The sequence below is a fragment of the Desulfonauticus submarinus genome, from assembly GCF_900104045.1.
Lineage (GTDB): Bacteria > Desulfobacterota > Desulfovibrionia > Desulfovibrionales > Desulfonatronovibrionaceae > Desulfonauticus > Desulfonauticus submarinus.
In genome coordinates, this window is record NZ_FNIN01000001.1 from 47,788 (window position 1) to 73,288 (window position 25,501).

Below are 25,501 nucleotides of genomic sequence, written 5' to 3' on the forward strand. Positions count from 1 at the left end.
TTTATTGTAGATTAAAATATTTAATTTTTGTTAGAGAATTATTTGTCTTATTTTTTCTCTTGTCTAATAGACTATAAGGTCTTAAAATAATGTTTAACTGGAGTTGGACAGGCTACCGCCTCTATTTTTTGATAGAGGAGGAAAGTCCGGGCTCCGTAGGGCAAGACGCTGGGTAACACCCAGTGAGGGCGACCTCAGGAAAGTGCCACAGAAAGGAGACCGCCGAGCACCTAAAAGGGCACAGAAAAGTTTATTAAATAAGAAAATTTATCTTTTCCCTTTTAGGTGCTCGGTAAGGGTGAAAGGGTGGGGTAAGAGCCCACCAGCTGTCATGGTGACATGACAGGCTAGGTAAACCCCGTCTGGAGCAAGGCCAAATAGGAAGGCGCTTTTAGGCTGGCCCGGCCGATGCCTTCGGGTAGGCCGCTAGAGGCAGGGAGTAATCCTTGTCCTAGAGTAATGGTAGCCACCTGGATTCAGGAACAGAACCCGGCTTATGTCCAACTCCAGATTTTTTTATAATAAAGGAAGACAAGGGTGCCCTCTATTAATAATTTGTGGTCTATAGTCCTTGCTGCTGGTCGAAGTTCTAGATTAAGAAAAACTGGAATAAAACAAAAAAAACAGTTTTTGGAATATAAAGGTTTTCCTTTATTTGTTCATTCCTTAGTAAAGTTTTCCTCAATACCTCTTATACAAGGCATAGTTTTAGTAGTATCAGAAGAAGACTTTGAGCTAGTTCAAACGCTACTTGTTTCTTTTGATTCTCGTCTTAATTTAAAAATTCCTATAGTTTTAGCTAAAGGAGGAGAACTTAGACAGGAGTCTGTTTATAATGGGCTTCAATGTTTACCTAGAGAATGTTCTCATGTTTTTGTGCATGACGCGGCAAGACCTTTTTTTTCTTCTGTATTAGTTGACCGTATTTTAGAAAAATATATTTCTCTTGAGAATGATGAAGGTGTTATTCCTGCCCTTCAGGTCAAAGATACAATTAAACAAGTTGATCAATATGGAAAAGTTATCACAACCCTAAAGCGTTGTTATCTTCGTTCGGTACAAACTCCTCAACTCTTTTCTTTTGAATTATTAAAAAAAGCTCACGATCATGCACGAGATAAGGAGATAGTAGGAACAGATGATGCCAGTTTAGTAGAAGAAATAGGTCATTCTGTGTGTGTAGTTAATGGAGAAGAACAAAATATAAAAATAACAACTAAAGAAGACCTTAAAATGTTGGCCATACCTAAACAAAAAGTTTTTATTACTGGATTTGGTTATGATGTGCATAAATATGGTGGAGATAAACCCTTAATTTTAGGGGGTATTCCTATTAGCAATAAAATAAAGGTAGTTGCCCATTCAGACGGTGACGTAGTTTTTCATGCTTTAGTAGATGCGATTTTAGGATGCTTAGGGGAAGGGGATATTGGAGAACTGTTTCCAGATTCAGACAAGGATAATGCTAACCTACCAAGTTCTATTTTTGTGTCAGAGGTATTGTTGCTGGCTGAAAAAAAAGGCTTTCATTTTACTCATATAGATATTACTATTATCGCTCAAGTTCCTAAGATTAGTCCATTTAAAAAGCAAATACAAAAAAATATTGCCAATCTCATAGGCCTTCCTATAGAAAGAGTAGGTTTAAAAGCTACAACGGAAGAAGGTCTTGGATTTACAGGGAGAAAGGAAGGTATTAAGGCTGTTGTGATAGTAAGTGGTTATTTTGAATTTGAAGAAGATAATTTTTAGAAGTGTTTTTTTAAAGATAAGTAGATGAGGAGATTTAGATGTTAATTTATAATTCTTTTTCAAGGAAAAAAGAAGAAATAAAGCCCCTTAAAGATAAAAAACTTGGTGTTTATGTATGTGGAATAACAGCTTATGATTATTGCCATATAGGACATGCAAGAAGCGCAGTGGTATTTGATGTTTTGATTAGATATTTAAGGTTTTTAGGATATGATGTTAAGTTTGTTCGCAATTTTACAGATATAGATGATAAAATTATTAAACGGGCAAATGAGGAAGGAATTAGCTGTGAAGAATTAGCAGCAAAATATATTGATGCATTTTATAAAGATATGGATGCCTTAAATATTTTACGGGCAGATATTGAACCAAAAGCAACAGAGCATATAGAAGAAATGATAGAATTAACAAAAATTTTATTGGATAAGGGATATGCTTATCTTGCAGATAATGGAGATGTCTATTTTAGGGTTAGAAAATTTTCTTCTTATGGTGCTCTTTCAGGGAGAAATATAGAGGAATTGCAGGCAGGTGCTAGAATAGCGCCTGAAGAAAAAAAAGAAGATCCATTGGATTTTGTGTTATGGAAAAGTGCAAAGCCAGGAGAACCTAGTTGGGATAGTCCATGGGGAAAAGGAAGACCTGGCTGGCATTTAGAATGTTCTGCAATGAGTAAAAAGTATCTAGGTATTCCTTTTGATATCCATGGAGGAGGACAAGATTTAATTTTTCCTCATCATGAGAATGAAAGGGCTCAGAGTGAAGCTGCTTATGGAACTACTTTTGTTAAATATTGGGTTCATAATGGTTTTGTGCAAGTAAATTCAGAAAAGATGTCTAAATCTTTGGGGAATTTTATTACTATTCGAGATATTTTAAATAATTATCATCCAGAGGTTTTGCGTTTTTTCCTTTTAACTAAGCATTATAAAAGTCCTTTAGATTATAATGTAGAAGCTTTAGAGGAGTCAGAAAAGGCACTTAAAAAGATATATAAAACACTAAAAGATATAAATAGTTCTTTAGAAATTAAAAAATGGAAAAATATAACATTAAAACAAGATTTAATTCAAGAATTTAATTCTAATAGAGAGAATTTTTTTAAAGCATTAGATGATGATTTAAATACTGCAAAAGGTTTGGGATTTCTTTTTAATGTAGTAAGAATATTAAATAGAATTTTAAGCGATAAAAATTATCGCAAATCAGTTCAAACAAAAGAGATGTTAGAAGTGGCAAAAGATTTTTTTGAAAAGGTAAAAGATATATTAGGCATATTATATTTGAAACCAGATATATTTTTAAATGAATTAAAAACAATTCAACTTAAACGTAAGAATATTGATTTAGCAAAAGTAGAAGAATTGATATCTTCACGTGAACAGGCAAGAAAAAATAAGGATTTTACACAAGCAGATGCTTTAAGAGAAGAATTAGATAAAATGGGCATAGAAATAAAAGATACTCCGCTAGGAACAGAATGGGATTTAAAGTAAAAGAATGTCGATTTTAGTTGGTTTTAATTATATTTATGTTAAAACATATTGAAAATAAACTTATAATTTTTAAGTGAGGAGGCAGATATGTGTTTGGCAGTGCCGATGGAGGTAAAATCAATAGATGGTCAGGTGGCAGAAGTAGAAGTAGGAGGAGTAAAAAACCAAGTAAGGTTGGATATTATTGACGAACAACCTAAAATTGGGGACTATGTTATAGTCCATGCTGGCTTTGCAATTAGAAAGTTGGATAAGGATGAAGCTTTAGAAACTTTAAAACTTTTTGAAAAGGGGCTTGGAATTGAACTTACTTAATCAGTTTAAAAATCCTAGGCTTTGTGAGGAAGTTTTAACTCAGCTTAAAAATGAGTTAAAAGGTCCGTTTAGGTTTATGGAAGTGTGTGGGACTCACACAGTAGCTATTTTTCAATCTGGCCTTAGGTCTTTGTTTCCTGAGGAATTAATACATGTATCTGGGCCTGGATGCCCTGTGTGTGTGACCCACGAGCGGGAAGTAGCTGCTTTTTTAGAATTAGCGCAAAAAGATGTAATTTTAGCTACTTTTGGCGACTTAATGCGCGTGCCTGGGCCTGACAAGAAAACATTAAAAGACTTGCAGGCAGAGGGAGCAAGAATAAAAATAGTCTACTCACCTTTTGATGCTTTAAAGTTAGCTATAGAAAATCCTAAAGAAAAAGTAGTATTTTTAGGCATAGGTTTTGAGACTACAGCTCCTACTGTGGCAGCTACTTTAAATCTAGCCAAGGAACAAGGGATTACAAACTTTTCTGTTTTATGCCTGCATAAACTTGTTCCACCAGCATTAGAAGCATTAGTTAGTGATAAGAGTTTAAAAGTAGAAGGTTTTTTACTTCCTGGGCATGTATCTGCTATTATTGGTCTTGAGCCATATAAATTTTTAGCTAAAAATTATGGTATTCCTTCTGTAATAGGTGGTTTTGAGCCTTTAGATATTTTGCAAGCAATTTATTTGATGGTAAAGATGGCTAATGAAGAAAAACCTGAAGCTATAAATAATTATAAGCGAGTAGTAAAAGATCAAGGGAATTTAAATGCCTTGGCTATGATGGATAAGGTATTTGAGCCATGTGGTGCTTTGTGGAGAGGTATAGGAGAAATTCCAAATAGTGGCCTTAAAATTAGAGAGGAGTTTGCTCAGTTTGATGCTAGAAAGTTGTTTTCAATAGAAGAGCTTCCAGATGTTCCTCCTATTAAGGGATGTAGATGTGGTGATGTATTAAAAGGTATTATACGCCCAGATGAATGTCCTTTATTTAAAAAAGTATGCACTCCTCAGAGTCCTGTTGGGCCGTGTATGGTTTCTACAGAAGGTTCTTGTGCAGCTTATTATAAATACTCGTTATAAGGAAATATAAACTAGGAGTTTATAGATGTCTAAATTATTATTAGATTATGGAAGTGGAGGAAAGGCTTCTCATAGATTAATAAAAGATATTTTTGTAAAGCATTTGAGCAATCCTTATTTGGATAAATTAGACGATGCTGCTTTTTTAGATAATATCAAAGCTCCTTTGGCTATGAGTACAGATTCTTATACTGTAGATCCTATTATTTTCCCAGGAGGAGACATAGGCTCGCTGGCTGTTCATGGCACAGTGAATGATGTTGCTATGTTAGGTGCAAAGCCAAGGTTTTTGAGCTGTGGTTTTATTTTAGAAGAAGGTTTGGAGATTGAGTTATTGGAAAGGATTGTGTCTTCTATGGCGCAGGCAGCAAAACATGCGGAAGTATTTATTGTAACTGGTGATACTAAAGTTGTGCCAAAGGGTGCGGTAGATAAAATTTTTATTAATACCACAGGTATTGGAGAAGTATTAGTAAATCCAGCTCCTGCAGGTAATAGAGCTAAAGTTGGAGATATAATTATTGTAAGTGGTACTATTGGAGATCATGGTCTTACAATATTATCTAAGCAAAAAGGTATTTCCTTTGATACAGAAATAAAAAGTGATTCAGCGGCATTAAATTTAATAATAGAAAAATTACTTAAAGAGATTCCAGAAATTCACGTTTTAAGAGATCCTACAAGAGGTGGCTTGGCTACAACTTTAAATGAAATAGCCAAGCAGTCTAATGTAGAGTGTTTTATTGAAGAGGATTTTATTCCAATTAGAGAAGAGGTAAAAGGAGGATGTTCTTTTTTGGGATTAGATCCCTTGTATTTAGCCAATGAAGGTAAATTTATTGTTATTTTGCCTGAAAAATATCAAGATAAAGTCTTAGATATTTTAAGAGAAGATCCTCTTACTCAAGAGGCAAGAGTAATTGGCTTAGTAAAAGATGAGCATCCTGGTAAAGTTGTATTAAAGACTGGCCTTGGAGGGCAGCGTTTGTTAGATATGTTAGAAGGTGAGCAGCTTCCTAGAATATGTTGATGATTTATTAAGGAGGAAAAATGCGTTGGTCTAGATATTATATCCCAACTTTAAAGGAAGATCCAGCAGATGCAGAGGTAATTAGCCATAAGCTTTTGCTTAGGGCTGGTATGATAAGAAAGCTGACAGCTGGCATATATACTTATTTGCCCTTGGCTTTAAGGTGCTTACAAAAAATTTCTCAAATTATTAGAGAAGAAATGGAGAGATTTGGAGCAGTAGAAATTTTAATGCCAGGAGTACAACCAGCAGAGTTATGGAAGCAATCTGGACGTTGGGATGCATACGGCAAAGAACTTTTAAGATTTAAAGATAGACATGATCGGGATTATTGTCTTGGACCAACTCACGAGGAAGTGGTTACAAATCTTATAAAAGGAGAAGTAAAATCTTATCGCCAATTACCTCTCAATCTTTATCAAATTCAAACTAAGTTTAGAGATGAGATAAGACCTCGCTTTGGGCTTATGCGAGGAAGAGAATTTATTATGAAAGATGGGTATTCTTTTGATAAAGATGATAAGGGAGCGATTAGTAGTTATGAAAATATGTACGAAGCTTATAAAAGTATTTTTACAAGACTTGGCTTAAAGTTTAGAGCTGTAGAAGCAGATACTGGACAAATTGGCGGTACATATTCTCATGAGTTTATGGTTCTTGCAGATACAGGTGAGGATACTATTGTTGTTTGTGAAGAGTGTGATTATGCTGCTAATTTGGAAAAAGCAGAAGTGTTATATAATGAAGTAGAGCAGAGAAAAATAGATTGTCCTCCATTAGAAGAAGTTAATACTCCAAATAAACATACAGTAGAAGAAGTAGCAAAATTTTTAAATATTTTTCCTCATAAAATTGTTAAAACTTTACTTTATAATATAGATGGTAAAGTTGTTGCTATTCTGATTAGAGGAGATAGAGAACTTAACGAAGTTAAATTAAAAAATAAATTAAAAGCCACTGAGGTTAGACTGGCAACAAAAGAAGAGGTTGAAAAATATTCTGGAGCTCCTGTTGGTTTTGCTGGTCCTGTTGGTTTAAACATAGAAGAAATTTATGCAGATCAAGAGTTGCAATTTGATACAGATTACGTAATAGGAGCTAACAAAAAAGATACTCATTTTATTCACTGTGATTTAAAAAGAGATGTTAATATAAAAGATTATTATGATCTGCGTAATATTACTGTAGATGATAATTGTCCAAAATGTGGAGGTAAAATATCTTTAACAAAAGGTATAGAAGTTGGACATATTTTTAAATTAGGTACAAAATATAGTAAAGCCATGGGAGCAACTTTTCTAGATGAAAATGGAAAAGAAAAGCCATTGGTTATGGGATGTTATGGTATAGGAGTAAGTCGAGTTCTTGCTGCTTGTATTGAACAAAATCATGATGAAAATGGTATTATTTTTCCTTTGCCAATTGCTCCGTTTGAGTGTTTGCTTATAGTATTAAATCCTAAAGATAATAAAGTATTAGATGCGGCAAATAAGTTATATGTAGAGTTGAAAAAAAGTAGAATTGATTGTTTATATGATGATAGAGACGAAAGGCCTGGTTTTAAATTTAAAGATGCAGATTTAATTGGTGTCCCTATTCAAATAATAATTGGTGCAAAGGGCTTGGCAAAAGGAGTTGCAGAGATAAAAATAAGGAGAACAGGAGAAAAAATAGAAGTTCCTCTTTCAGAATGTATTAAAAGTGTAATTGATCTTAAAAGTAAGAATAATTTTTAGATAAAAGTGGAGAGGGTTTTTTTAGCTTAAAGAAAATAATTTTGAAAAATATTTTTTGAGTTTTGAGTATAAAAATAAAAATTAATTTAGGAGGAAACAGTGGCAGAAAATAAATGTTCTGGTTGTTCTAAACAAGGAAGTTGTTCAGTTCAAGATGAGGCAAGTTGTCCAGAGGAAAAACTTAAAAAAACTGTTAGTCGTATTAAGCATAAACTGGTTGTTTTGTCTGGAAAAGGTGGTGTGGGTAAAAGTACTGTGGCTGTTAATTTGGCAGTAGGTCTTGCTTTGCAAGGGAAAAAAGTGGGTTTATTGGATGTAGACGTGCATGGCCCATCTATACCAAGACTTCTTAGTTTAAAAAAAGAAAAGCCTCATATGGAAAAAAATTATATGGAGCCTGTTCCTTGGAATAAAAATCTTTTTGTGATGTCTTTGGGTTTTCTTATTCCTTCAGAGAAAGAGGCTGTGATTTGGCGTGGACCTGTTAAGATGGGACTTATTAGACAGTTCCTAGAAGATGTTGCTTGGGGAGATTTAGATTATCTTATTGTAGATTGTCCTCCCGGAACAGGAGATGAACCTTTGAGCGTGTTGCAGCTTCTTGGAAGTGAGGCTAAAGCAATCATAGTAACAACTCCTCAAGGTGTGGCAGTAGATGATGTGAGGAGATCTGTTACTTTTTGTGCCCAGTTGGGAAATCCTGTTTTAGGTATTGTAGAGAATATGAGTGGATTTGTTTGCCCTAAGTGTGGGGAAAGAACAGACGTATTTTCTTCTGGTGGTGGAGAAGGTTTGGCAAAAGAGATGGGTGTTCCGTTTTTAGCTAAAATACCTTTGGACCCAGAAGTTGTTCGTTCTGGTGAGGAAGGATATGTTTATATAAAAACTCATCAAGATAGGGAACCTGCAAAAGAAATGCAAAAGGTTGTGCAAGCGGCTTTAAAATTAGAGCAATAGAATTTAATTTAATAAGGATATGGAAAAAATAATTTGAAAATTTAAAAATAATAAAAAAAAGATATTAATATAGAGTATAATTTTAACTTTATAAAATAAATTATAAATTTAAAATTACGTTTAAGAGAGAATCTCGTTCCACAACTCCTAAAGGCTCTTTGTTCTGATTAATGACAGGGAGCCTTTTGACTTTCCATAATTTCATTTTTTTTAAAATACTATAAATATTTTCTTCTGGTTGGATATAGTAAAAATTTTCGTGTAAAAGTTTTTTTAATTCTATTGATTCTGTACTAAAGAAATCTTTTAATTTATCCCAAAAACTGAGATCATTTTTTTGAAGAAAATATTTTGTTATATCTGAATCAAAAATGAGACCTTTTACTTTTTTATTATTGTTCACGCAAATCGCCATTTGAAGAGGATGCTCAAGCACTAAGGGGATAATCTCATGAAGAGGAGTATTTACTTCTATAATAGGAACGTTTTTGCATAGAATTTCTTTAGCTAAAAATCCTTTTTGTTTAGTTTCTAGAGCTTTAGATGGGCCTTCATTAGTAAGAGCATAGAGAATATCTGTACGGGAAATAACTCCAACTACTTTATTATTTGTATCTATAACAGGCATCCTTTTTATTTGTTTTTGATTTAGAATTTTAGCACATTCTATTATCTTACATTCTGGGTTTATTGAAATTGGTTTAGATGTCATAACTTGATGTACATTAATATCTTTTTTAATTTGTTTTAAAACTGTTTGCGTGAAATTATGGTTTTTTAAATTTAAATCTATATCTATTTGAAGATTTTTTAAAATATCACTGCCAGTTAATATCCCTGTTAATTGTTCTTTAGTGTTTACTACTGGAAGAAATTTTATTTTTTCTTTTATAATTAATTTTAAAGCTCTAGTAATTTTTTTATTTTCTTGAATTGTTATAGGAGGATAAGACATTACATCTTTTACTAACAGAGGATAATGAAAGGCATTTTCAAGGTTTATTATTGCTATACTGCCTTCATGAATAAGGTTTTTTATTTTTTGTAAAAAAAGATTTATTTTAGTTTCTTCATCTATTATATCTATAATAATGGGTAAATCTTCTGATAATCTTAATATTTTGGCACTATGGATATAAGAATTGCTACCAAATCCCATTATTCCTCGATAGGCAGTAGCTCCTTTTAATCCCATTTTTCTGGCAATTGAAATTAATTTTTCATAAGTTGGAATTCCTTCTATTTTATCACTTTCTCCTAAATATATTTTTAAAAGTTGATTGTTGGCCATTATTATTCCCTTTTAAATAAGTTTTGCTAAAAGATAACCAAGATATAGTCCAAGAAATCCTATCATTATTTCTCCAATAAGATTACATCCACCTAATAACCATTGTCCATCTTTAAACAATTGAGCGCATTCAAAGATAAAAGATGAAAATGTAGTAAAAGCTCCCATAAATCCAGTAAGAATAATAATTCTCATCTCAGGAGAGATTAACATTCTTTGTTCTGCCATTTCAAAGATTAAACCAAACAAAAAGCATCCAGTTATATTTACTATAAAAGTTCCATAAGGAAAGTTATGGCCTACAAATTTATAAATTAATCCTGATAGCCAATATCTACTTAGCGCTCCGCTTCCACCAAAGATAAAAATCCACATACCTTTTTGCCAAAACACCTAAACCTCCCTTAAAAATTAAAAATTAAGCTTAAATAAAGTAAAAGTCTAGGGTGAGTTTTGGGGAAATGAGGTTAGTTTGAAAAGTAAAGAGAGGACAAAAGCCCTCTCTTTGTTTTTTAGGATTTAGTAAGAGTTTTTATATAATTTAGTGCAGATTTACCAGCAATTGCGCCTTCTCCTACAGCAACACTTATTTGTAAAAATCTCCCCACACAGTCTCCTGCTGCAAATACTCCTGGAATATTTGTTTTTTGTTCAAAATCAGCTTCAATAAAAACTCCTTTTCTAGTAAGACCAAGGGTATAAGCAAAGTCTAAAGAACTTGCTTCTCCCATAGCAATAAATAGTCCATCTAATGGTTCTATGTCTCCATTTTCTAAAACTATTTGTTCTAGGCCTTTGTTTCCCTTAAGAGAAATAATTTTGTCTTTGCGTACAGGGATTTTAAAACTTTCTAGCTTTTTTGCAAATTCTTGAGAAAAAGAAGGTTTTTTCCCTTGGGTAAAGATAGTTATTTGTTTTGTATATTCTGTTAACTCTAAGGCTTGATTAGCAGCAAACACACCTTCTCCTAATACAGCTACTTTTTTATTTTTATAGAAAAATCCATCACAACTAACACAATAAGAAACACCTTTACCTTCATAATCCTTTAAATTATCAATTCCTGGTCTTACTCTGGTTACTCCTGTAGCTAAAATAATGGCTTTACTTTCATACTGATTTGTTTCTGTTTTTACTAGAAAGGTGTTTTGATTTGAAAAGTGAATTGAAAGTACTTTTTCGCATTTAATTTCTGCGCCAAATTTTTTTGCTTGTTCTATGCCTCTTTGAATGAGTTCTTTACCTGTGATTGGCTTAGGAAAGCCAAAATAGTTATCTATAACATATTCTCCTGCTACTTTTGGATTGCATCCTAAAACAAGAGTACTTGCTCCACCTCTTGCAGTATATATAGCAGCAGAAAGACCTGCTGGACCTGCGCCTATGATAATAATATCTTTTTGTTCCATAAAAAACTCCTTTTTTGGGATTATATTACATTTTTATTTTAAATTAGTTAAGATTTTTTTATTTATTAGTCTAGAGGAGTAAGTATTTTTTTAATTTTGTTAGTGGTTGACACAAACCTCACTCTAACTATACCTAAAAATTAAGACAAAAAATTAAGGGGCACTCAATGCAAAAGCTACCTATAGGTATTCAGACTTTTAAGAAGATTAGAAGTGCAGATTACGTGTATGTGGATAAGACTAAGTTTATCTACAAGTTAATTAGTGAAGGTACTAATTATTTTTTTCTTTCTCGTCCTAGAAGATTTGGTAAGAGTCTTTTTTTAAGCACATTAAAAGAGGTTTTTGAAGGAAACAAAGAGCTTTTCAAAGGTCTATACATTTATGACAAATATGATTTTACTCCTCATCCTGTGATTAGAATCTCCTTTGGTAGTGGAGATTATTCTATAATAGACAGTATTTATGAAGAAATAAACTATATTTTGAGAACCAATATAAAGCACCTTAAAGTAGAATGTTCAAATCTTGAATTTTATAAAAGTTGTTTTAAGGAGCTTATAGAAAATACTTATTTTAAATATAATTCTTCGGTAATAGTGTTGATAGATGAATATGACAAGCCTATTTTGGATAATATATTGGATAAAGACAAGGCAAGGACAGCTAGGGATATTTTAAAAAATTTCTATTCTGTTTTAAAAGATATGATTATAGAATTTAAAGTAGATAGTAAAGAAGACCCAATCAAACAAATAGAAGACAAAAAATATTATCAAAAATATCTAGCAGAAAATAAACCTATTTATCTGCTTTGGAATAAAATTTGATAGCAAAGATAAAAATATTACAACTTGGGAAGTTAAAAAATTATAAAAAATATTTATGATGAATTATTAAAGATTTTTAGGGGTGGAATAAATTAAATAATTAGCAAAATTTTTTTATGATGGTGGGGAAAATATTGTAAATGGAGAAAAGAATAATCTAATTTGTTTAAGAGGACGTTAAAGAGTTTATGCAAAGTAAAAAAACTCTTCTTTTAATAGAAGATGATGAATATTTAGGACTTGCTGTTAAAAAGTATTTGGAATCTAAACATTATATTGTAAAATGGTTTAAAGATGGAAGAAATATAGATAAAATAAATTTAAAAGATATAAATTTAGTTATTTTAGATTTAATGCTTCCTTATGTTAGTGGAGAAAAAATTTTATCAATTTTAAAAGATAGTTTTTATGATTTACCTATAATTATTTTAACTGCTAAAAATGAAATTTCTTCTAAAAAAGAATGTTTTGATAAAGGTGCTGATGATTATTTAACTAAACCTTTTGAAATTTTAGAATTAGAGCTTAGAATTAAATCTTTGTTAAAAAGATTTTCTAAGAGTCAAGTCCAAGGTAAAAAAGTTTGGATCGATGATATATGTGTTGATCTTGAAAGTGGTCAGATTTTTAAGCAAAATAAAGAGATAAAAATTAGTAAGAAATGTTGGGAGATATTAAAGATTTTGTGTTTAAAAAGAGGGGAGTTGGTTTCAAAAGAAGAAATCATGAAACTAGTTTGGGATAATGTGATAGTTGGAGAAGACACTTTAAGAACTTATATTAAAAATTTAAGAAAAATTTTACCATCTAATTCTATAGAGACTTATAAAGGAAGGGGATACAAATTAAAATAACAACAGAGAAATCTATACTTTTAAATTTTTGTCTAGTCTTAATATTGTGTCTTCTTTTATTGTCTATAGGTATTGGTGTTTCCTTTTATTCAGAGTTATTTTTCTATGGATTTGTTCCTGCACAAATTTTAGAGATATTAAAAAGATTATTTTTTCACTTGTTGTTATGGGAACTCGTGTTGGCAATAGCTATAAGTTATGTTTTTTTTAAATTATTTTATTCTTATGTCTTACAAAAAGAAGAGTTTGATGAATTTTTAACAATTTTATTTCAGTCTATTTCTCATAAATTTGGGAACTGGCTTTCTGCCCAAAAAATAAATCTTATTTTAGTAAAAGAAAATCAGGATATTGAAGCAATAGAGTGTATGCAAAAGTCAATTGATTTTATGGAAAAAGATTTGCGTCAAATTTTACAAGTAGTTTCTACGTTTCAGAGTGGGAAATATAGTATAGAAAATATAGATGTTGCTAAACTTATAACAGATATTATAAAGGAGTTAACTCCTTTATATTTCAAGAATACAAAAATTCATTTACAACCAATTAAAATAAATGCTCTTAAGGTAGAAATTAAGCTGATGTTATTTTTACTTTTAGAAAATGCTTTTAAATATTCTCAAAATAAAATTTTTATTCGTACTGGCAAATTCAAAAAAAGATATTTTTTTGTGTCTAATGATATTAATGATAATATTTCTTCTGGGTCTGGGTTGGGCCTTTTTTTGGTTAAAAAAATAGTAAAAAAAAGAAATATTTATTTTAGAGTAAAACAAAAAAATGGAAGATTTTTAGCCCTTATTGTTTGGACATAAGTTTCCACAATTTTCACGATTTTTCCATGAAAATGGGGTTGAATTTTGGGTTAAATAGTTTATTTAGAAAATATAATCTAAGTGAAGATTGTGTTTTTAAGACGGTAAAAAAGGAGAGAGTAAGAATGAAAATAAAACATGTGTTTTTTTTAGGCTTGTTTGTGATAGGAATAGTTTGTTTTTCAGGTATTAACTCTTATGCTCGAGAATGTTCTAGTATGGAAGATGCAATTTTGTTGGAGGGCAAGGTACTAAAAATAAATGAATATAAAAAGGCTGTTTTTATTAAGGTACTAGGTGAAAGTGTATATAGGGGTAAACATTGGTTTAAAGTAGCAAATAAAGAAGGAATGCAATGTATTGGGATAGGTAAAAAGATTTTTTTTGTGTTAATAGATGACTTTAAACCGTACTCTTATATTTGTATACCATGTAATAATATGCCTTTATTAAAAGGAGGGGCTAAATGTTTAAAATAAATAAATTAATATTAATCATTGGTTGTCTGGGATTGTTTTTGATGCCTGTTTTAACATGGGCTACAATGTCAGATTATTGTGCCACTCCTCCTTTTTTAAGTGCTTCTGTAAAACCCAATATATTATTTGTAATTGATAAAAGTGGAAGTATGGCCTGGCTGGCTTATGGAAATGCTTATGATAGCAGTGAGACGTATGAGGGATATTTTATCCCTACTAAGAATTATAAAAAAATAGATGGGGTATGGCAAGAGACTAATGATCCTGAAAGTTGTAGTTTTACTCAGGCAGCACGTACTTACGTTAGTGGAAGAAGTATTTCTGGAGTATGTAGTGGAAGTAAGCTTAACTTTGCTAGAATGGCAAGAATAGATTTGTTGCGCTGGGCTATTACTGGGGGAAGGCCAGATAGTTGTGGAGGAGTTACAGATAAAGATTGTGATCCTGATTTAGCGTGTACAGGAAGTTACTGTACATTAAAAACAAATTATGGAGTATTAGTAAAAGTACCCACGTCTAGAATAGATGGTCTTGTCCAACGTTTAAGAGAGGAAAAGCCAGAGTCAAGGCCGAGGCTAGGGGTGTTATTTTATAGTACGTATATTTATCCGGATAAAGTATATATAGGAGATTACCCTAATGGTGGAGAAGCAGATACTGATCATCCTTATACTTATTTTACTCGTTATATTAATGCAATTAATCCTGGTGGTTATACAGCTACAAGTCCAGCAATGTGGGAAGCTTATGATTATTTTAAACAACATAATGATCATCGATATTCTAATGGATTTTTAATGAAAGATAGTAGTCATTTGTTTAGAGATCCTTTGTATGTTTGTGATGCGAATAAGCAGAACTGTGAATTTGTGCCATGTGCTAAAAATTTCATTATATTAGCCTCAGATGGTCAATGGAATGTGGGAGGTAATCCTATCATAAGAACATGTAGTATTAATACTAATTTTGAAAATTATTCAGCAGACCCTGTAGTACCAGCGTATAGAGTTCATGCCGATGTTTTAAGGCAAGCTAATGGCATAGATGTCAACGTAAATAAGGTATATTCTCTCGGATTGTTTTTAGGAGGAACAGGAGAACTTTCTTTAAAAAACGTGGCTATGTATGGATCTTTTGATACTTCTGGGAATAAGAGATGGCCAGGGAATAAAAGTGGCTATCCTTTTGATGTTTGTTTTATGGATGACTGTGGCAATGGCGCTGGGAGTGCATGTACAAATTTACCTCCTTCAAGTTATGATTGGGATACTGACGGGAATGGTGAACCAGATACTTTTTTTAATGCTAAAACTGCTTCTGAAATTAAGGATACAATTACAGCTTTTATTCAGGCTATTTTAAAAGAAGCATCTTCTGGTACATCTGTGTCTGTGCTTTCCGAGAAAAGAAAACAAGGAGCTTTAATTCATCAGGCAGTTTTTTATCCGCAGAAAAGATTTTTTGATGCAAATGGAACGAGTAAAAAGGTAGATTGGATTGGGAATATATTTACTTATTGGTTCCTTAATACCAAGGAGGCTCAAAATATTCGGGAAGATACAGATCAAGATAAAATTTTAACAGTTTTAAGCGATAATATTTTAGGCTTTAGTGTGGATAATCAAACAGGTGAGCTTACAATAAATGTTTATAACAGTAGTGCTAACGGTAGTGCGGATGTGCAGGTTGGTTCGTATTCTGCTTTAGAAGAAATTAAAACTTTGATCAATGTAGGAAAAGTTTTGGAGCTTACTTCTGCAGATGATAGAAAAATTTATGGAGCATATACAGATACAGAGATGGCAGAATTTACTGTTGCTAATAAAACTAAATTTCAAAATTTATTGTATCAAGATTCATCTAAAGTTGATAGTTGTCTTACAAGTTCTGGAGATGTTGCAGAAAATATTATTAAATATATTAGAGGAGAAGATATTAGTGGCTGTAGAGTTAGAAGGATGGCTAATGGAGTTTGGAAATTAGGTGATATAATTTATTCTACTCCAGCTGTTGTAAATTATGGTGAGTATGGAGTAATTTTTACAGGTTCTAATGATGGTATGTTACATGCGTTTAAGGTGGGTAAAACAAGGGCTGATGGTCTTAGTAAAGGACAGGTAGTAAAGTTATGTGATGATAGTTCTGCGGTATGTCAAACAGTAGAACTTGGAAAGGAATTATGGGCGTTTATACCTAAAAATGCAATGCCTTATTTGCGGTATTTAGCTGATCCTGATTATCCTTCTTGTCATTTATATTATGTAGATATGCCTCCTTATATAATAGAAATGGGTTCTAAAACAATATTAATTGGAGGAATGAGGCTAGGCGGAGGATGTGGTGCTTCTGGAAGCGATGTGGTTCATCCACCTAGTGACGTATGTTCTGATCCTGCAAGTTCTAGTTGTGTGGGTAGATCATCTTATTTTGCTTTAGATATTACAGACCCAACAACCCCAAAATTCCTATGGGAATTTAGTAATAAAGATTTAGGTTTTACTTATTCTGGACCTGCACATATAAAATATGGTGGTAATCATTATATTATATTTGCCTCTGGCCCAACAAGTTATAGAGGAGATGTAGAACAAGATTTAAAGATATTTGTTCTTAAACTTACAAGTGAAGGAAAAATTGCTTTAAACTATCCAAAAACTATTAATATAGCGCAGAAAATTCCTTATTTTGCAAATTCTTTTGCAGGCAGACTGTTTAGTGAAGGGATAGATATGGATAGCAGTGGACGAAAAAATGGCTCTTCGGACTATTTGTATTTAGGTGTTAATAAAAAGGATGGAAGTTCATGGGTTGGGAATCTGTTGCTTATAAAAATAAATAATGATAATCCAGAATATTGGGGATATGAGAAAGTATTTAATACTGATTTGGAACCAGTTGTCTCTAAAGTAGAATATATGAAATGTTTTGATAAGAATTTTATTTACTTTGGTACTGGTAGGTGGTTTTATAAAGAAGATAGCCCTGGAAGTGGTTCAAGTGATGTTAATAGTTTATATGGCGTGAGAATTGACGATTGTATTCAAAATGATAATTGTGAGGTAAGTTCTATTGTTGAGACACCTGCAGATGCTTGTCATTCTATAGATACAAATGATCTTGGTTTTGCTTGGAGAAAGAAGTTAGATCCAGAAAGTGGTGGATACTTTAAAGAACGAATGATTTCAGATCCTGCTGTGGCTTCAGACTATGATGTAGTCTTTTTTGCTACTACAGAACCAAATGGAGATGTTTGCTCTTTTGGTGGAAGATCGAGGTTATGGGGGTTAAATTGTATTTCTGGAGCTGGTTTGACTCAGGATTGTAATGGAAAATATAAACCTAAAGCATTTGATAAAACCGTATATTTACAATTGTCTAAGGGAAATATTGAACAGATTAAAAAAGATGATTTAGGTGCAGATGGTTCAAGTGGATGGTTTACAGGAGTTACCCCGGAAACAGCTCCCATTATTCCTCCCTCTCCTGGAGGAAAAGTGGGTAAAATTTTATTATGGATTGAAAAATAGGAAGATTTGTGCTTATGAAAAAGAACAGTAGAGAAGGATTTACTTTAACTGAGGTTTTAATTGTTATAGTGATTATTGGGATTATGACGGCAATGGGAGTACCTGCTTTTACTAAATGGATTCAAAAATATCATATAGAATCTGATGTAAAAAATATGGCAGCTCTGTTACAAGAAGGAAGGGTGCGTGCTTTTACTCATAAAGTTAGTTTATCTTTTAGTATAAGTAATAAGCAGGCTTGCTTAAAAGAGAATACAGCTATTATAAAGTGTATAAATTTAAATACAGGATTTAATAATGCTACTCTTAACATAAGCAAAAGAGGATATTTTGAGAATCAATCTAGCGTTATTCCTAGTAATATCGCTAGTGTTGTTAATGTTAGTCCAGAATATTCTTGTATAACTGTTTCTAGGTTAAGAGTAAGAATGGGGGCAGTAGATAGAAATGGTGCGTGTATACTTAAATAAAAATAATATGAAAGGTTTTACTTTAGTTGAGGCTATTGTTTCAATGCTTATCTTGTCAATCCTATTAATAGGATTGCTTGCTTCTTTTTTAAAAGCAATAGATATTAATGTTTATAATTATTTAAGAGATGAGGCAGTGAAAATAGCTCAATTTGAATTAGAAGAGTGTAGAAATAAACCATTTTCTAACATTGTAAATAGTAATTCTACAGTAAATGTTCAATTTAGAAATTCTAATTATGTTTATAATGTAGTAAAAACAGTAAATGATTTAGTTGGTATGAAAGAGGTTAAGGTTCAGGTAGATTGGAGTTATAAGGGAAGAAATTGTTCTTATTCTGTAAGTACGGTAATTAGGGACCAATCAAACTACTAATTGGGAAGATTGTTATGAATAATAGAGAAAAAGGTGTTGGCTTAATCGAAGTATTGGTATCAATGGCAGTTATTTTATTAATTCTTGGCATTACGTATAAAAGTTATAATACTTTATTGGGTGGATTTAAAGAAGAAACTAAGTCTGTGGAAACTCAGATAGAAAAATTAACTTCTTTAGAACTCATTAGGTTAGATATTGAGCATGCTGGATATGGGATTGCTTCAGATACCAATGATAAAATTATTGCTTTTGATAATTCTACAAAAACATTAACTATTAGAAGTACAATCAACAATACTGACAAATCTACGCGAGGTTATGTGTTAGCTGATTGTATATCAAATAAATGGGAAGATAGAAGAGAAGATCAGACAAATAATAATTTAGTTTATATTTCATTAGGAAACAAAACATTTGTCTCTAATGGAGTATATAATACTTGTCCTGGGACAGATGTTTATTTAGGCTTTCCTTATGAAACAAATGCCACAGGATGTAGTTCACAAAAATGTAGCAAAATAGAATACGCTTTAAGCAATAATCAGGATTTGGATAAATGTAATCCATATACTCGTAATTTGCAGAGATTGGTTGGAGGAGGAACGACTCCTATTGTTAATTGCGTGGCTGATTTTCAAATTCGGTTTGAACTTGATACAAATGATGATGGAGTAATTGATAATATAACTACAACTGCTCCTACTACTAATAGTGATATTAGAAAACAACTAAAAGCTGTGAGAGTTTATTTATTGGTTCAAGAAGGACAAGAGGATAAGAAATATAATTTTACAGGTAACTCTACAATTGATGGCATAAATTTACAACTTCCTACAGATTATCAACATTATAGATGGAAGGTTATTAAAATGATTGTGAAACCTCTTAATTTATAAACAGAGGATAATAATGATGAGAACAAAATATAATGAATCAGGTATTGCTTTAATAAGCACTTTAGTTTTAGGTTTAATTGCAATGGGATTTATCTCTGCCTTGTTTTATATGCTAACAACAGGTAGTACTCTTTCTGGAAGTCAGAAAAAATATGAAGGAGCATTAGAAGTCAGTAAAGGTGTAACTGACTATATAATTGTTAAAATTCTTGATGATCAACTAACATGCAATGGAGGCGGTACATGCAATAAAAATAGTACGGTTGATATTGTTGGTTTTAATGTTCCTGGGTATACAATGAATGCAACTTTAGTAGATAAAATTGGCACTGTTAATTATTCTATTTATGCATTTCAGATAGATGTTAATTCTACAGTAGGTGGAGAAAAGGCCTCTATTGAATTTGTGTATAGGGTTGATTTGTAATTTTGATTTTTGAGATAATGAACAAAAAGGGGGATATATCCCCCTTTTTTATTCTCTTTTTCCAGGTAAAATCAAATTTAAAAATACACCAACAATACCTGCAAGTCCAATTCCTTTTAGAGTAAACTCGCCTGCAGAAAAAGCCATTCCTCCTACACCAAAAATAACTATAATTGCCACTATAGCAAGATTACGGGCTTCCATTAAGTCTGTTTGAGCTTTTACTAATGTATTTATTCCTACAACCATAATGGCTCCAAAAAGTAAAATAAGTATTCCTCCCATTACAGGCACAGGAATAGTTTGAAGAAATGCGCCTAATTTCCCTACAAATGAAAGTAAAATAGCACAAATTGCTGCCCAGGTCATAATTGCAGGATTAAATATTTTTATTAAAGCTACAGCTCCTGTAACTTCTGAATAAGTTGTATTTGGTGGGCCTCCTAAAAAAGAGGCTAAAGAAGTTGCAAGACCGTCTCCTAAAAGTGTCTTATGTACTCCAGGATCTTTTAAATAGTCTTTTCCTGTAACTGAACTTATAGCTAAAATATCTCCAAAATGTTCAATTGCAGGTGCAATGGCTACTGGTGCTATAAATAATATAGCTTGAAGGTTCCATTCTGGAAAAGTAAAGTTTGGTATTGCAAACCAAGGGGCTTTTAAAACTGGGCTAAAGTCTACTAAGCCTAGGGGAATAGAAATAATATAACCTACGATTATACCACATAAGATAGGAATAAGTTTAAATATACCCTTTCCAAAAAGGGATACTATTACAGTAGTAATTAACGATATCATAGATACTGCAATAGCTATTTTTTCAGGTACTAATACAACACTTCCGTCTCCTGTTTTTCCCATTGCCATATGCACTGCAACAGGAGCTAAGATAAGTCCTATAACCATAATAACAGGACCAGTAACAATCGGAGGAAGCAGATTTTCTAAAATTCTTACTCCTTTAATGGATATGAGTATACTTAAAAGAATATAAATTACCCCTGCTGCTGCCAAACCACACAAAGTACCTGGTATGCCCCATGTTTTTACTCCGTATATGATAGGGGCAATAAAGGCAAAGGAAGATGCAAGAAATACAGGTACTTTGCCTTTAGTAATTATTTGAAAAAGTAGAGTTCCTGCCCCTGCAGTAAATAGAGCTACATTAGGATCAAGTCCTGTTAAAATTGGTACTAATACTAATGCACCAAAGGCTACAAAAAGCATTTGTGCTCCGATAATAGAGTCTTTTAGCCTAAAATTGTACTTTGTTGGATCTTGCGCCATAAAACCTCCTTTTACCGTTCAATGGTTTTTAAAAAGATCAAAAAAATAGGCACCCTTTTGGTGCCTATTTAGTGCCAAATATTTTATCTCCTGCATCTCCAAGCCCAGGTAAGATATATCCTTTGTCGTTTAGTCGATCATCTATAGCAGCAGTAAATATTTCCACATCAGGATGTTTTTCTGTAACCTTTTTTAATCCTTCTGGTGCAGAGACTAAAAAAAGTCCTTTTATTTTTTGACAACCAGCTTTTTTTAAAAGTTCTATGGTAGCTATTAAAGTTCCGCCAGTAGCTAACATAGGGTCTAGAATAAGGGCAATTCTATTTTTGATATTTTTAGCTAGTTTTACATAATATTGAACAGGTTTTAATGTTTCTTCATTCCTATATAATCCTACAATACTGACTTTTGCCCCAGGTATTAGGTCTAAAACACCATCTAACATGCCAAGTCCTGCTCTTAAAATAGGTACAACAGTGATTTTTTTACCTTTTATGGTTTCTACTTCTACATTACCAGCCCATCCTTGAATTATCATTTTTTCTGTTTCTAAGTCTTTAGTTGCCTCGTAAGTTAACAGTCTTGCTATTTCTGAGGCTAGTTCTCGAAAATTTTTAGTGCTTATATCGTGTTTGCGCATTATCCCAAGTTTATGTTTTACAAGGGGATGGTCTACTAGAGTTACAGCCATTTTTTCCTCCTTTTTTTGCCAAATTGCCTATGCTTAATCGGAAATGGTTTGTTGGGTCAAGTAAAGTTTTGAATATAAAAAGGTAGAAGTCAGGCTTGAAAATTAGATAAGATAATTACTTATTTTTTTGTTTAACTTATATAATTTTTTGTAATTGTTAGGATTTTTTAATTTTTTGTTAATTAAAGAATGATGGACTTGACTTTTTGATGATAATGCTCATCTTTTTATTATTTTTTTGAGTTAAAAAGAGGGAGCTATGGATAAGATAAGAATAGGTCCAGAAAATTTTTATCTTGTACACGGAGATATTACAAAGGCTAAAGTTGATGCTATTGTAAATGCAGCTAATCCACAATTAGCTGGTGGGGGTGGCGTAGATGGAGCTATTCATAGAGCTGCTGGCCCTGATCTTTTAAAAGCAGGACAAGAAATAGTAGCTAAGCAAGGATTTCTTGCTACTGGAGAAGCTGTGATTACTCCAGGCTTTAACCTTTATGCAAGGCATGTTATTCATACAGTGGGTCCTATCTGGCAAGGAGGGCGTAATAGAGAAAAAGAGCTATTAAAAAAAGCATATTTTTCTTGTTTAAAGTTAGCATATGATTATAAGATTAAAACAATTGCCTTTCCAGCTATAAGTTGTGGAGTATATGGTTTTCCTTTAGATTTGGCAGCACCTATTGCCTTGGATGCTTTGAATGAAGGTTTAAAAAATAAATGGATCCAAGAGATTTATTTTTATCTTTACAATAAGGAAGTGTTTAGAGTGTTTTTAGAGGAAGCTAAAAGATTGTTTAAATAGGAGTGAATTTATGGAAGTTAGAGGTACAACTATTTTGGCTGTTAGAGCTAAAGATGAAGTGGCTATGGGAGGTGATGGCCAAGTAACAATGGGACAAGCTATTGTTTTAAAACATAAAGCCAAAAAAGTAAGACGTCTTTATCAAGGAAAGGTTTTAGCTGGTTTTGCAGGAGCTACAGCAGATGCATTTACTTTATTTGAAAAGTTTGAAGGGAAACTGGAAGAATTTAATGGTAATATCTTACGGGCAAGTGTGGAATTGGCCAAAGAATGGAGAATGGATAAATATTTAAGACGATTAGAGGCTATGTTAATAGTAGCAGATAAAGAACATATTCTAGTTTTAAGTGGTACAGGAGATGTAATTGAACCAGATGATGGGGTTGTGGCAATTGGTTCTGGGGGAGCATACGCCTTAGCTGCTGCTAGAGCTTTACTGAGGAATACAGATTTAAAAGCAAGAGAAATAGTTAAGGATTCTTTAAATATAGCTGCTGAAATTTGTGTTTATACAAATCAAAATATTGTTTTAGAGGTTTTATAATTTTTAATTGGTCAAGCCAATAAGTTAGAAAATATCAAAGAGGAGATGCATATGGAAAGTACTCTTACTCCACGAGAAATAGTTTCAGAGTTGGATAAATTTATTATAGGACAACAAGAAGCAAAAAAAATGGTAGCTATTGCCCTTAGAAATAGGTGGAGAAGACGTCAACTTGATCCTGAGCTTAGGGATGAAATTGCACCTAAAAATATTTTAATGATTGGTCCTACTGGAGTAGGAAAAACAGAGATCGCTAGAAGACTTGCTAAATTAGCAGGTTCGCCTTTTTATAAAGTTGAGGCAACAAAATTTACAGAAGTAGGTTATGTGGGACGAGATGTGGAATCTATGATCCGAGATTTAATGGAAATAGGTGTTAATATGGTTAAAGAAGAAGAGGCAAAGAGAGTTAGGTTGAAAGCTGAAGCCAATGCTGAAGAAAAATTATTGGATATTTTGTTGCCCAATATTAAAAGTGATGACTCTCATAATACAAGAGAAAAATTTAGAGAATTGTGGAGACAAGGTAAACTAGATGATAGATTAGTAGAAGTGAATATAAGATCTTCAAGTGGTCCTAGAATAGAAGTAATGGCTATTCCAGGTATGGAAGATATGGAAATGCAGTTTAAAGATATGTTTAGTAGATTTTTTCCTAAGAAGAAAAAGAGTAAAAAAGTAAAGGTAAAAGAAGCCTTTGAATTATTAGTGCAAGAAGAATGTGAACGTTTAGTGGATATGGATAAAGTTATAGAAATGGCTAAAGAAAGAGTAGAACAAAGTGGCATTATTTTTATTGATGAAATAGATAAAATTTGTGGTGGAAATGGACAAACTAAGGCAGAAGTTTCTAGGGAAGGAGTACAAAGAGATTTGTTGCCAGTAGTGGAAGGGTGTGTGGTAAATACAAAGTATGGAATGGTTAAAACAGATCATATTTTATTTATTGCTGCTGGTGCTTTTCATCTTTCCAAACCTTCTGATTTGGTACCAGAGTTACAGGGTAGGTTTCCTTTAAGGGTAGAATTAAAATCTTTAACCAAAGATGATTTTTATCGCATTCTCACAGAACCTCAAAATGCTTTGACTAAACAATATAAAGCTCTACTTGCTACTGAAGATATAGATCTAGAGTTTACAGATAGTGCTTTAAAAGAGATGGCAAGCTTTGCTCAAAAGATAAATGAAGAAACAGAGAATATAGGAGCTAGAAGGCTTTATACTTTAATGGAAAAGATTTTAGCAGACTTGTCTTTTGAAGCTCCTGAAATGAAAGGACAAAAAGTAGTGATAGATGCAGAGTACGTTAAAGATAAACTTAAAGATGTAGAGGAAAATAGAGATTTATCTAGATATATTTTATAAGTAGTGTTGTTTAAAAGAGGAAATAAAAATGGGGGCACTTTAAAAAGTGCCCCCATCTGCTAAAGAAAAGATTGTGGATTTAAAGATTGTAATCTTAAGTTAATCTAATTGGGCTAAAAGAGTATCTTTTATTTCTTCTATTGTCCCTTCGCCATTTAATTCTATATATTTAAACCCTGCTTTAGGTGCTAATTCTTTAAAATAGTAAGCTGCAGCAAGAGTTCCTGTATTAGTATCATAATAAATATCATGTCTTTTGTTGATAGCAGCTTCGTCTTGATCATCTGAGCGGCTTTTTAACTCGCCACCACATACTCTACATTTTCCATCCACAGGCTTTATAGCATCGATATAGATATTGTTAGGATGATTAGGATCATTCACGCAGATACGACGTCCCATAATTCTATTTTTAGCTATTTCTCTGGGTAATAAAATTTCTATTACATAGTCTAATTTCATTCCAGCTTCTTGAAGGGCTTCCCATAATTTTTTAGCTTGATTGATATTGCGAGGGAATCCATCTAATAACCAACCATCTTTTCCTTTTTCTTTTAATGTTTCTAAAACCATAGGAATAGTAATTTCATCAGGCACTAATTCGCCTTTATCAATATACTCTTTTGCTTTTTTACCTAATTCTGTGCCTTGAGAAATATGTTCTCTAAAAATAGCCCCAGATTCAATATGGGCTAAATTGTATTTTTTCTTAACTAAAGATCCTTGAGTCCCTTTACCACTTCCATTTGGTCCAAAAATTAGAATATTCAATTTTACTCCTCCTTTTTATTTCTTTTTATTTAAGAAAATTTTCACAATCCTAAACTCTTTGTCTTGTTTTGTCAATTAGTGGGAATAACGGTGTTTAAAAACTTAGGAATAATATTTTTAGTTGTTAGTTTGGTCAGTTGTTAGTTAATTTTAAGCAAAGAAAAATGGAAATAATTGCTTAATTAAAGATATTTTTTTCACAAACAATATGGACTTTAATAAACAATTCAGCGTATACTCAGGCACAGGCCTTCACATACTACAGCTTGATATTTACAATAGGGGCGTTCAAGTTTGTTTAGA

25 protein-coding genes and 1 other RNA gene are annotated in these 25,501 nt (G+C 32.2%); 20 read left to right on the forward strand and 6 right to left on the reverse strand.

Annotation, left to right across the window (positions count from 1 at the left end):
- Window positions 1-99: 99 nt before the first annotated feature.
- The 8 genes from rnpB (at window position 100) to BLP60_RS00295 (ending at window position 8,358) form a co-directional block, all read left to right on the forward strand.
- An RNA gene (gene rnpB, locus BLP60_RS00260) (RNase P RNA component class A) lies at window positions 100-512 on the forward strand.
- A 25-nt stretch (window positions 513-537) separates the two neighbouring features.
- Window positions 538-1,752, forward strand: a complete 1,215-nt coding sequence (gene ispD, locus BLP60_RS00265) for a 2-C-methyl-D-erythritol 4-phosphate cytidylyltransferase (RefSeq protein ID WP_092061602.1) — start codon at window positions 538-540, stop codon at window positions 1,750-1,752.
- 38 nt (window positions 1,753-1,790) lie between these two features.
- Window positions 1,791-3,248 (forward strand): cysteine--tRNA ligase, encoded by a 1,458-nt coding sequence (gene cysS, locus BLP60_RS00270; RefSeq protein ID WP_092061605.1) that lies wholly within the window; start codon window positions 1,791-1,793, stop codon window positions 3,246-3,248.
- Window positions 3,249-3,335: 87 nt separating this feature from the next.
- On the forward strand, window positions 3,336-3,563 hold the full coding sequence (locus BLP60_RS00275; RefSeq protein WP_092061608.1) for a HypC/HybG/HupF family hydrogenase formation chaperone: 228 nt from the start codon (window positions 3,336-3,338) through the stop codon (window positions 3,561-3,563).
- On the forward strand, window positions 3,550-4,635 hold the full coding sequence (hypD, locus tag BLP60_RS00280; protein WP_092061611.1) for a hydrogenase formation protein HypD: 1,086 nt from the start codon (window positions 3,550-3,552) through the stop codon (window positions 4,633-4,635). The genes BLP60_RS00275 and hypD overlap by 14 nt, the downstream gene beginning before the upstream one ends.
- 25 nt (window positions 4,636-4,660) lie before the next feature.
- Window positions 4,661-5,665, forward strand: coding sequence for a hydrogenase expression/formation protein HypE (gene hypE / locus BLP60_RS00285; protein ID WP_092061614.1), 1,005 nt, complete (start codon window positions 4,661-4,663; stop codon window positions 5,663-5,665).
- A gap of 20 nt (window positions 5,666-5,685) precedes the next feature.
- A complete protein-coding gene (locus tag BLP60_RS00290) occupies window positions 5,686-7,401 on the forward strand; it encodes a proline--tRNA ligase (protein WP_092061617.1) in 1,716 nt (571 codons plus the stop codon).
- 99 nt (window positions 7,402-7,500) lie between these two features.
- The gene (locus BLP60_RS00295; protein ID WP_092061620.1) at window positions 7,501-8,358 is read left to right on the forward strand and encodes an Mrp/NBP35 family ATP-binding protein; all 858 of its coding nucleotides are present in this window, start codon (window positions 7,501-7,503) and stop codon (window positions 8,356-8,358) included.
- A gap of 100 nt (window positions 8,359-8,458) precedes the next feature.
- Here BLP60_RS00295 and BLP60_RS00300 read toward each other — a convergent pair whose 3' ends face one another.
- The 3 genes from BLP60_RS00300 to BLP60_RS00310 form a co-directional block, all read right to left on the reverse strand.
- The gene (locus tag BLP60_RS00300; RefSeq protein WP_092061623.1) at window positions 8,459-9,649 is read right to left on the reverse strand and encodes a DUF190 domain-containing protein; all 1,191 of its coding nucleotides are present in this window, start codon (window positions 9,647-9,649) and stop codon (window positions 8,459-8,461) included.
- 12 nt (window positions 9,650-9,661) lie between these two features.
- Entirely contained in the window at window positions 9,662-10,042 is a 381-nt protein-coding gene (gene crcB, locus BLP60_RS00305) for a fluoride efflux transporter CrcB (RefSeq protein WP_234970918.1), read from the reverse strand.
- 119 nt (window positions 10,043-10,161) lie between these two features.
- Window positions 10,162-11,058, reverse strand: a complete 897-nt coding sequence (locus tag BLP60_RS00310) for an NAD(P)/FAD-dependent oxidoreductase (RefSeq protein WP_092061626.1) — start codon at window positions 11,056-11,058, stop codon at window positions 10,162-10,164.
- Window positions 11,059-11,225: 167 nt separating this feature from the next.
- Between BLP60_RS00310 and BLP60_RS00315 the strand changes: the two genes are divergently transcribed.
- The 9 genes from BLP60_RS00315 (at window position 11,226) to BLP60_RS00355 (ending at window position 19,735) form a co-directional block, all read left to right on the forward strand.
- On the forward strand, window positions 11,226-11,888 hold the full coding sequence (locus tag BLP60_RS00315) for an AAA family ATPase (protein ID WP_092061629.1): 663 nt from the start codon (window positions 11,226-11,228) through the stop codon (window positions 11,886-11,888).
- Between the two features lie 188 nt (window positions 11,889-12,076).
- Window positions 12,077-12,742, forward strand: coding sequence for a response regulator transcription factor (locus BLP60_RS00320; RefSeq protein ID WP_092061633.1), 666 nt, complete (start codon window positions 12,077-12,079; stop codon window positions 12,740-12,742).
- Window positions 12,743-12,918: 176 nt separating this feature from the next.
- On the forward strand, window positions 12,919-13,557 hold the full coding sequence (locus tag BLP60_RS00325; RefSeq protein WP_159427659.1) for a histidine kinase: 639 nt from the start codon (window positions 12,919-12,921) through the stop codon (window positions 13,555-13,557).
- 125 nt (window positions 13,558-13,682) lie between these two features.
- A complete protein-coding gene (locus BLP60_RS00330; RefSeq protein ID WP_092061639.1) occupies window positions 13,683-14,036 on the forward strand; it encodes a hypothetical protein in 354 nt (117 codons plus the stop codon).
- Window positions 14,024-17,563 carry a pilus assembly protein gene (locus BLP60_RS00335; protein ID WP_092061642.1) on the forward strand — a complete coding sequence of 1,180 codons (3,540 nt, stop codon included), beginning with the start codon at window positions 14,024-14,026 and terminating at the stop codon, window positions 17,561-17,563. The genes BLP60_RS00330 and BLP60_RS00335 overlap by 13 nt, the downstream gene beginning before the upstream one ends.
- A gap of 14 nt (window positions 17,564-17,577) precedes the next feature.
- Window positions 17,578-18,033 (forward strand): pilus assembly FimT family protein, encoded by a 456-nt coding sequence (locus tag BLP60_RS00340; protein WP_092061645.1) that lies wholly within the window; start codon window positions 17,578-17,580, stop codon window positions 18,031-18,033.
- Window positions 18,011-18,409 carry a prepilin-type N-terminal cleavage/methylation domain-containing protein gene (locus BLP60_RS00345; protein WP_092061648.1) on the forward strand — a complete coding sequence of 133 codons (399 nt, stop codon included), beginning with the start codon at window positions 18,011-18,013 and terminating at the stop codon, window positions 18,407-18,409. The genes BLP60_RS00340 and BLP60_RS00345 overlap by 23 nt, the downstream gene beginning before the upstream one ends.
- 14 nt (window positions 18,410-18,423) lie before the next feature.
- Window positions 18,424-19,308 (forward strand): PilW family protein, encoded by an 885-nt coding sequence (locus BLP60_RS00350; protein WP_092062831.1) that lies wholly within the window; start codon window positions 18,424-18,426, stop codon window positions 19,306-19,308.
- 13 nt (window positions 19,309-19,321) lie between these two features.
- The gene (locus BLP60_RS00355) at window positions 19,322-19,735 is read left to right on the forward strand and encodes a hypothetical protein (RefSeq protein WP_092061651.1); all 414 of its coding nucleotides are present in this window, start codon (window positions 19,322-19,324) and stop codon (window positions 19,733-19,735) included.
- A 48-nt stretch (window positions 19,736-19,783) separates the two neighbouring features.
- Here the strand turns inward: BLP60_RS00355 and BLP60_RS00360 are convergent, their stop codons facing one another.
- A complete protein-coding gene (locus BLP60_RS00360; protein ID WP_092061654.1) occupies window positions 19,784-21,022 on the reverse strand; it encodes a uracil-xanthine permease family protein in 1,239 nt (412 codons plus the stop codon).
- Between the two features lie 64 nt (window positions 21,023-21,086).
- Window positions 21,087-21,713, reverse strand: a complete 627-nt coding sequence (gene upp, locus BLP60_RS00365; protein WP_092061657.1) for a uracil phosphoribosyltransferase — start codon at window positions 21,711-21,713, stop codon at window positions 21,087-21,089.
- A 259-nt stretch (window positions 21,714-21,972) separates the two neighbouring features.
- Between upp and BLP60_RS00370 the strand changes: the two genes are divergently transcribed.
- The 3 genes from BLP60_RS00370 to hslU are packed head-to-tail and all read left to right on the forward strand — an operon-like array spanning window position 21,973 to window position 24,427.
- Window positions 21,973-22,518 carry an O-acetyl-ADP-ribose deacetylase gene (locus tag BLP60_RS00370; RefSeq protein WP_092061660.1) on the forward strand — a complete coding sequence of 182 codons (546 nt, stop codon included), beginning with the start codon at window positions 21,973-21,975 and terminating at the stop codon, window positions 22,516-22,518.
- A gap of 10 nt (window positions 22,519-22,528) precedes the next feature.
- Window positions 22,529-23,062 carry an ATP-dependent protease subunit HslV gene (gene hslV, locus BLP60_RS00375; protein WP_092061663.1) on the forward strand — a complete coding sequence of 178 codons (534 nt, stop codon included), beginning with the start codon at window positions 22,529-22,531 and terminating at the stop codon, window positions 23,060-23,062.
- 51 nt (window positions 23,063-23,113) lie between these two features.
- Window positions 23,114-24,427: an ATP-dependent protease ATPase subunit HslU gene (gene hslU, locus BLP60_RS00380; RefSeq protein ID WP_092061666.1), complete on the forward strand. Its 1,314-nt coding sequence runs from the start codon at window positions 23,114-23,116 to the stop codon at window positions 24,425-24,427.
- A gap of 99 nt (window positions 24,428-24,526) precedes the next feature.
- Here hslU and BLP60_RS00385 read toward each other — a convergent pair whose 3' ends face one another.
- Window positions 24,527-25,198 (reverse strand): adenylate kinase, encoded by a 672-nt coding sequence (locus BLP60_RS00385; protein ID WP_092061669.1) that lies wholly within the window; start codon window positions 25,196-25,198, stop codon window positions 24,527-24,529.
- Between the last annotated feature and the right edge of the window lie 303 nt (window positions 25,199-25,501).

What these genes read in the sequence shown, in the direction of transcription:
- BLP60_RS00345 (WP_092061648.1), top strand. Translation starts at nt 18,011, where the DNA reads ATGGTGCGTGTATACTTAAATAAAAATAATATGAAAGGTTTTACTTTA.
- BLP60_RS00310 (WP_092061626.1), bottom strand. Translation starts at nt 11,058, where the DNA reads ATGGAACAAAAAGATATTATTATCATAGGCGCAGGTCCAGCAGGTCTT.
- cysS (WP_092061605.1), top strand. Translation starts at nt 1,791, where the DNA reads ATGTTAATTTATAATTCTTTTTCAAGGAAAAAAGAAGAAATAAAGCCC.
- hslV (WP_092061663.1), top strand. Translation starts at nt 22,529, where the DNA reads ATGGAAGTTAGAGGTACAACTATTTTGGCTGTTAGAGCTAAAGATGAA.
- BLP60_RS00335 (WP_092061642.1), top strand. Translation starts at nt 14,024, where the DNA reads ATGTTTAAAATAAATAAATTAATATTAATCATTGGTTGTCTGGGATTG.
- BLP60_RS00340 (WP_092061645.1), top strand. Translation starts at nt 17,578, where the DNA reads ATGAAAAAGAACAGTAGAGAAGGATTTACTTTAACTGAGGTTTTAATT.
- BLP60_RS00370 (WP_092061660.1), top strand. Translation starts at nt 21,973, where the DNA reads ATGGATAAGATAAGAATAGGTCCAGAAAATTTTTATCTTGTACACGGA.
- BLP60_RS00360 (WP_092061654.1), bottom strand. Translation starts at nt 21,022, where the DNA reads ATGGCGCAAGATCCAACAAAGTACAATTTTAGGCTAAAAGACTCTATT.
- BLP60_RS00350 (WP_092062831.1), top strand. Translation starts at nt 18,424, where the DNA reads ATGAATAATAGAGAAAAAGGTGTTGGCTTAATCGAAGTATTGGTATCA.
- BLP60_RS00330 (WP_092061639.1), top strand. Translation starts at nt 13,683, where the DNA reads ATGAAAATAAAACATGTGTTTTTTTTAGGCTTGTTTGTGATAGGAATA.
- BLP60_RS00290 (WP_092061617.1), top strand. Translation starts at nt 5,686, where the DNA reads ATGCGTTGGTCTAGATATTATATCCCAACTTTAAAGGAAGATCCAGCA.
- BLP60_RS00300 (WP_092061623.1), bottom strand. Translation starts at nt 9,649, where the DNA reads ATGGCCAACAATCAACTTTTAAAAATATATTTAGGAGAAAGTGATAAA.
- BLP60_RS00320 (WP_092061633.1), top strand. Translation starts at nt 12,077, where the DNA reads ATGCAAAGTAAAAAAACTCTTCTTTTAATAGAAGATGATGAATATTTA.
- hypE (WP_092061614.1), top strand. Translation starts at nt 4,661, where the DNA reads ATGTCTAAATTATTATTAGATTATGGAAGTGGAGGAAAGGCTTCTCAT.
- BLP60_RS00275 (WP_092061608.1), top strand. Translation starts at nt 3,336, where the DNA reads ATGTGTTTGGCAGTGCCGATGGAGGTAAAATCAATAGATGGTCAGGTG.
- hslU (WP_092061666.1), top strand. Translation starts at nt 23,114, where the DNA reads ATGGAAAGTACTCTTACTCCACGAGAAATAGTTTCAGAGTTGGATAAA.
- upp (WP_092061657.1), bottom strand. Translation starts at nt 21,713, where the DNA reads ATGGCTGTAACTCTAGTAGACCATCCCCTTGTAAAACATAAACTTGGG.
- BLP60_RS00315 (WP_092061629.1), top strand. Translation starts at nt 11,226, where the DNA reads ATGCAAAAGCTACCTATAGGTATTCAGACTTTTAAGAAGATTAGAAGT.
- BLP60_RS00355 (WP_092061651.1), top strand. Translation starts at nt 19,322, where the DNA reads ATGATGAGAACAAAATATAATGAATCAGGTATTGCTTTAATAAGCACT.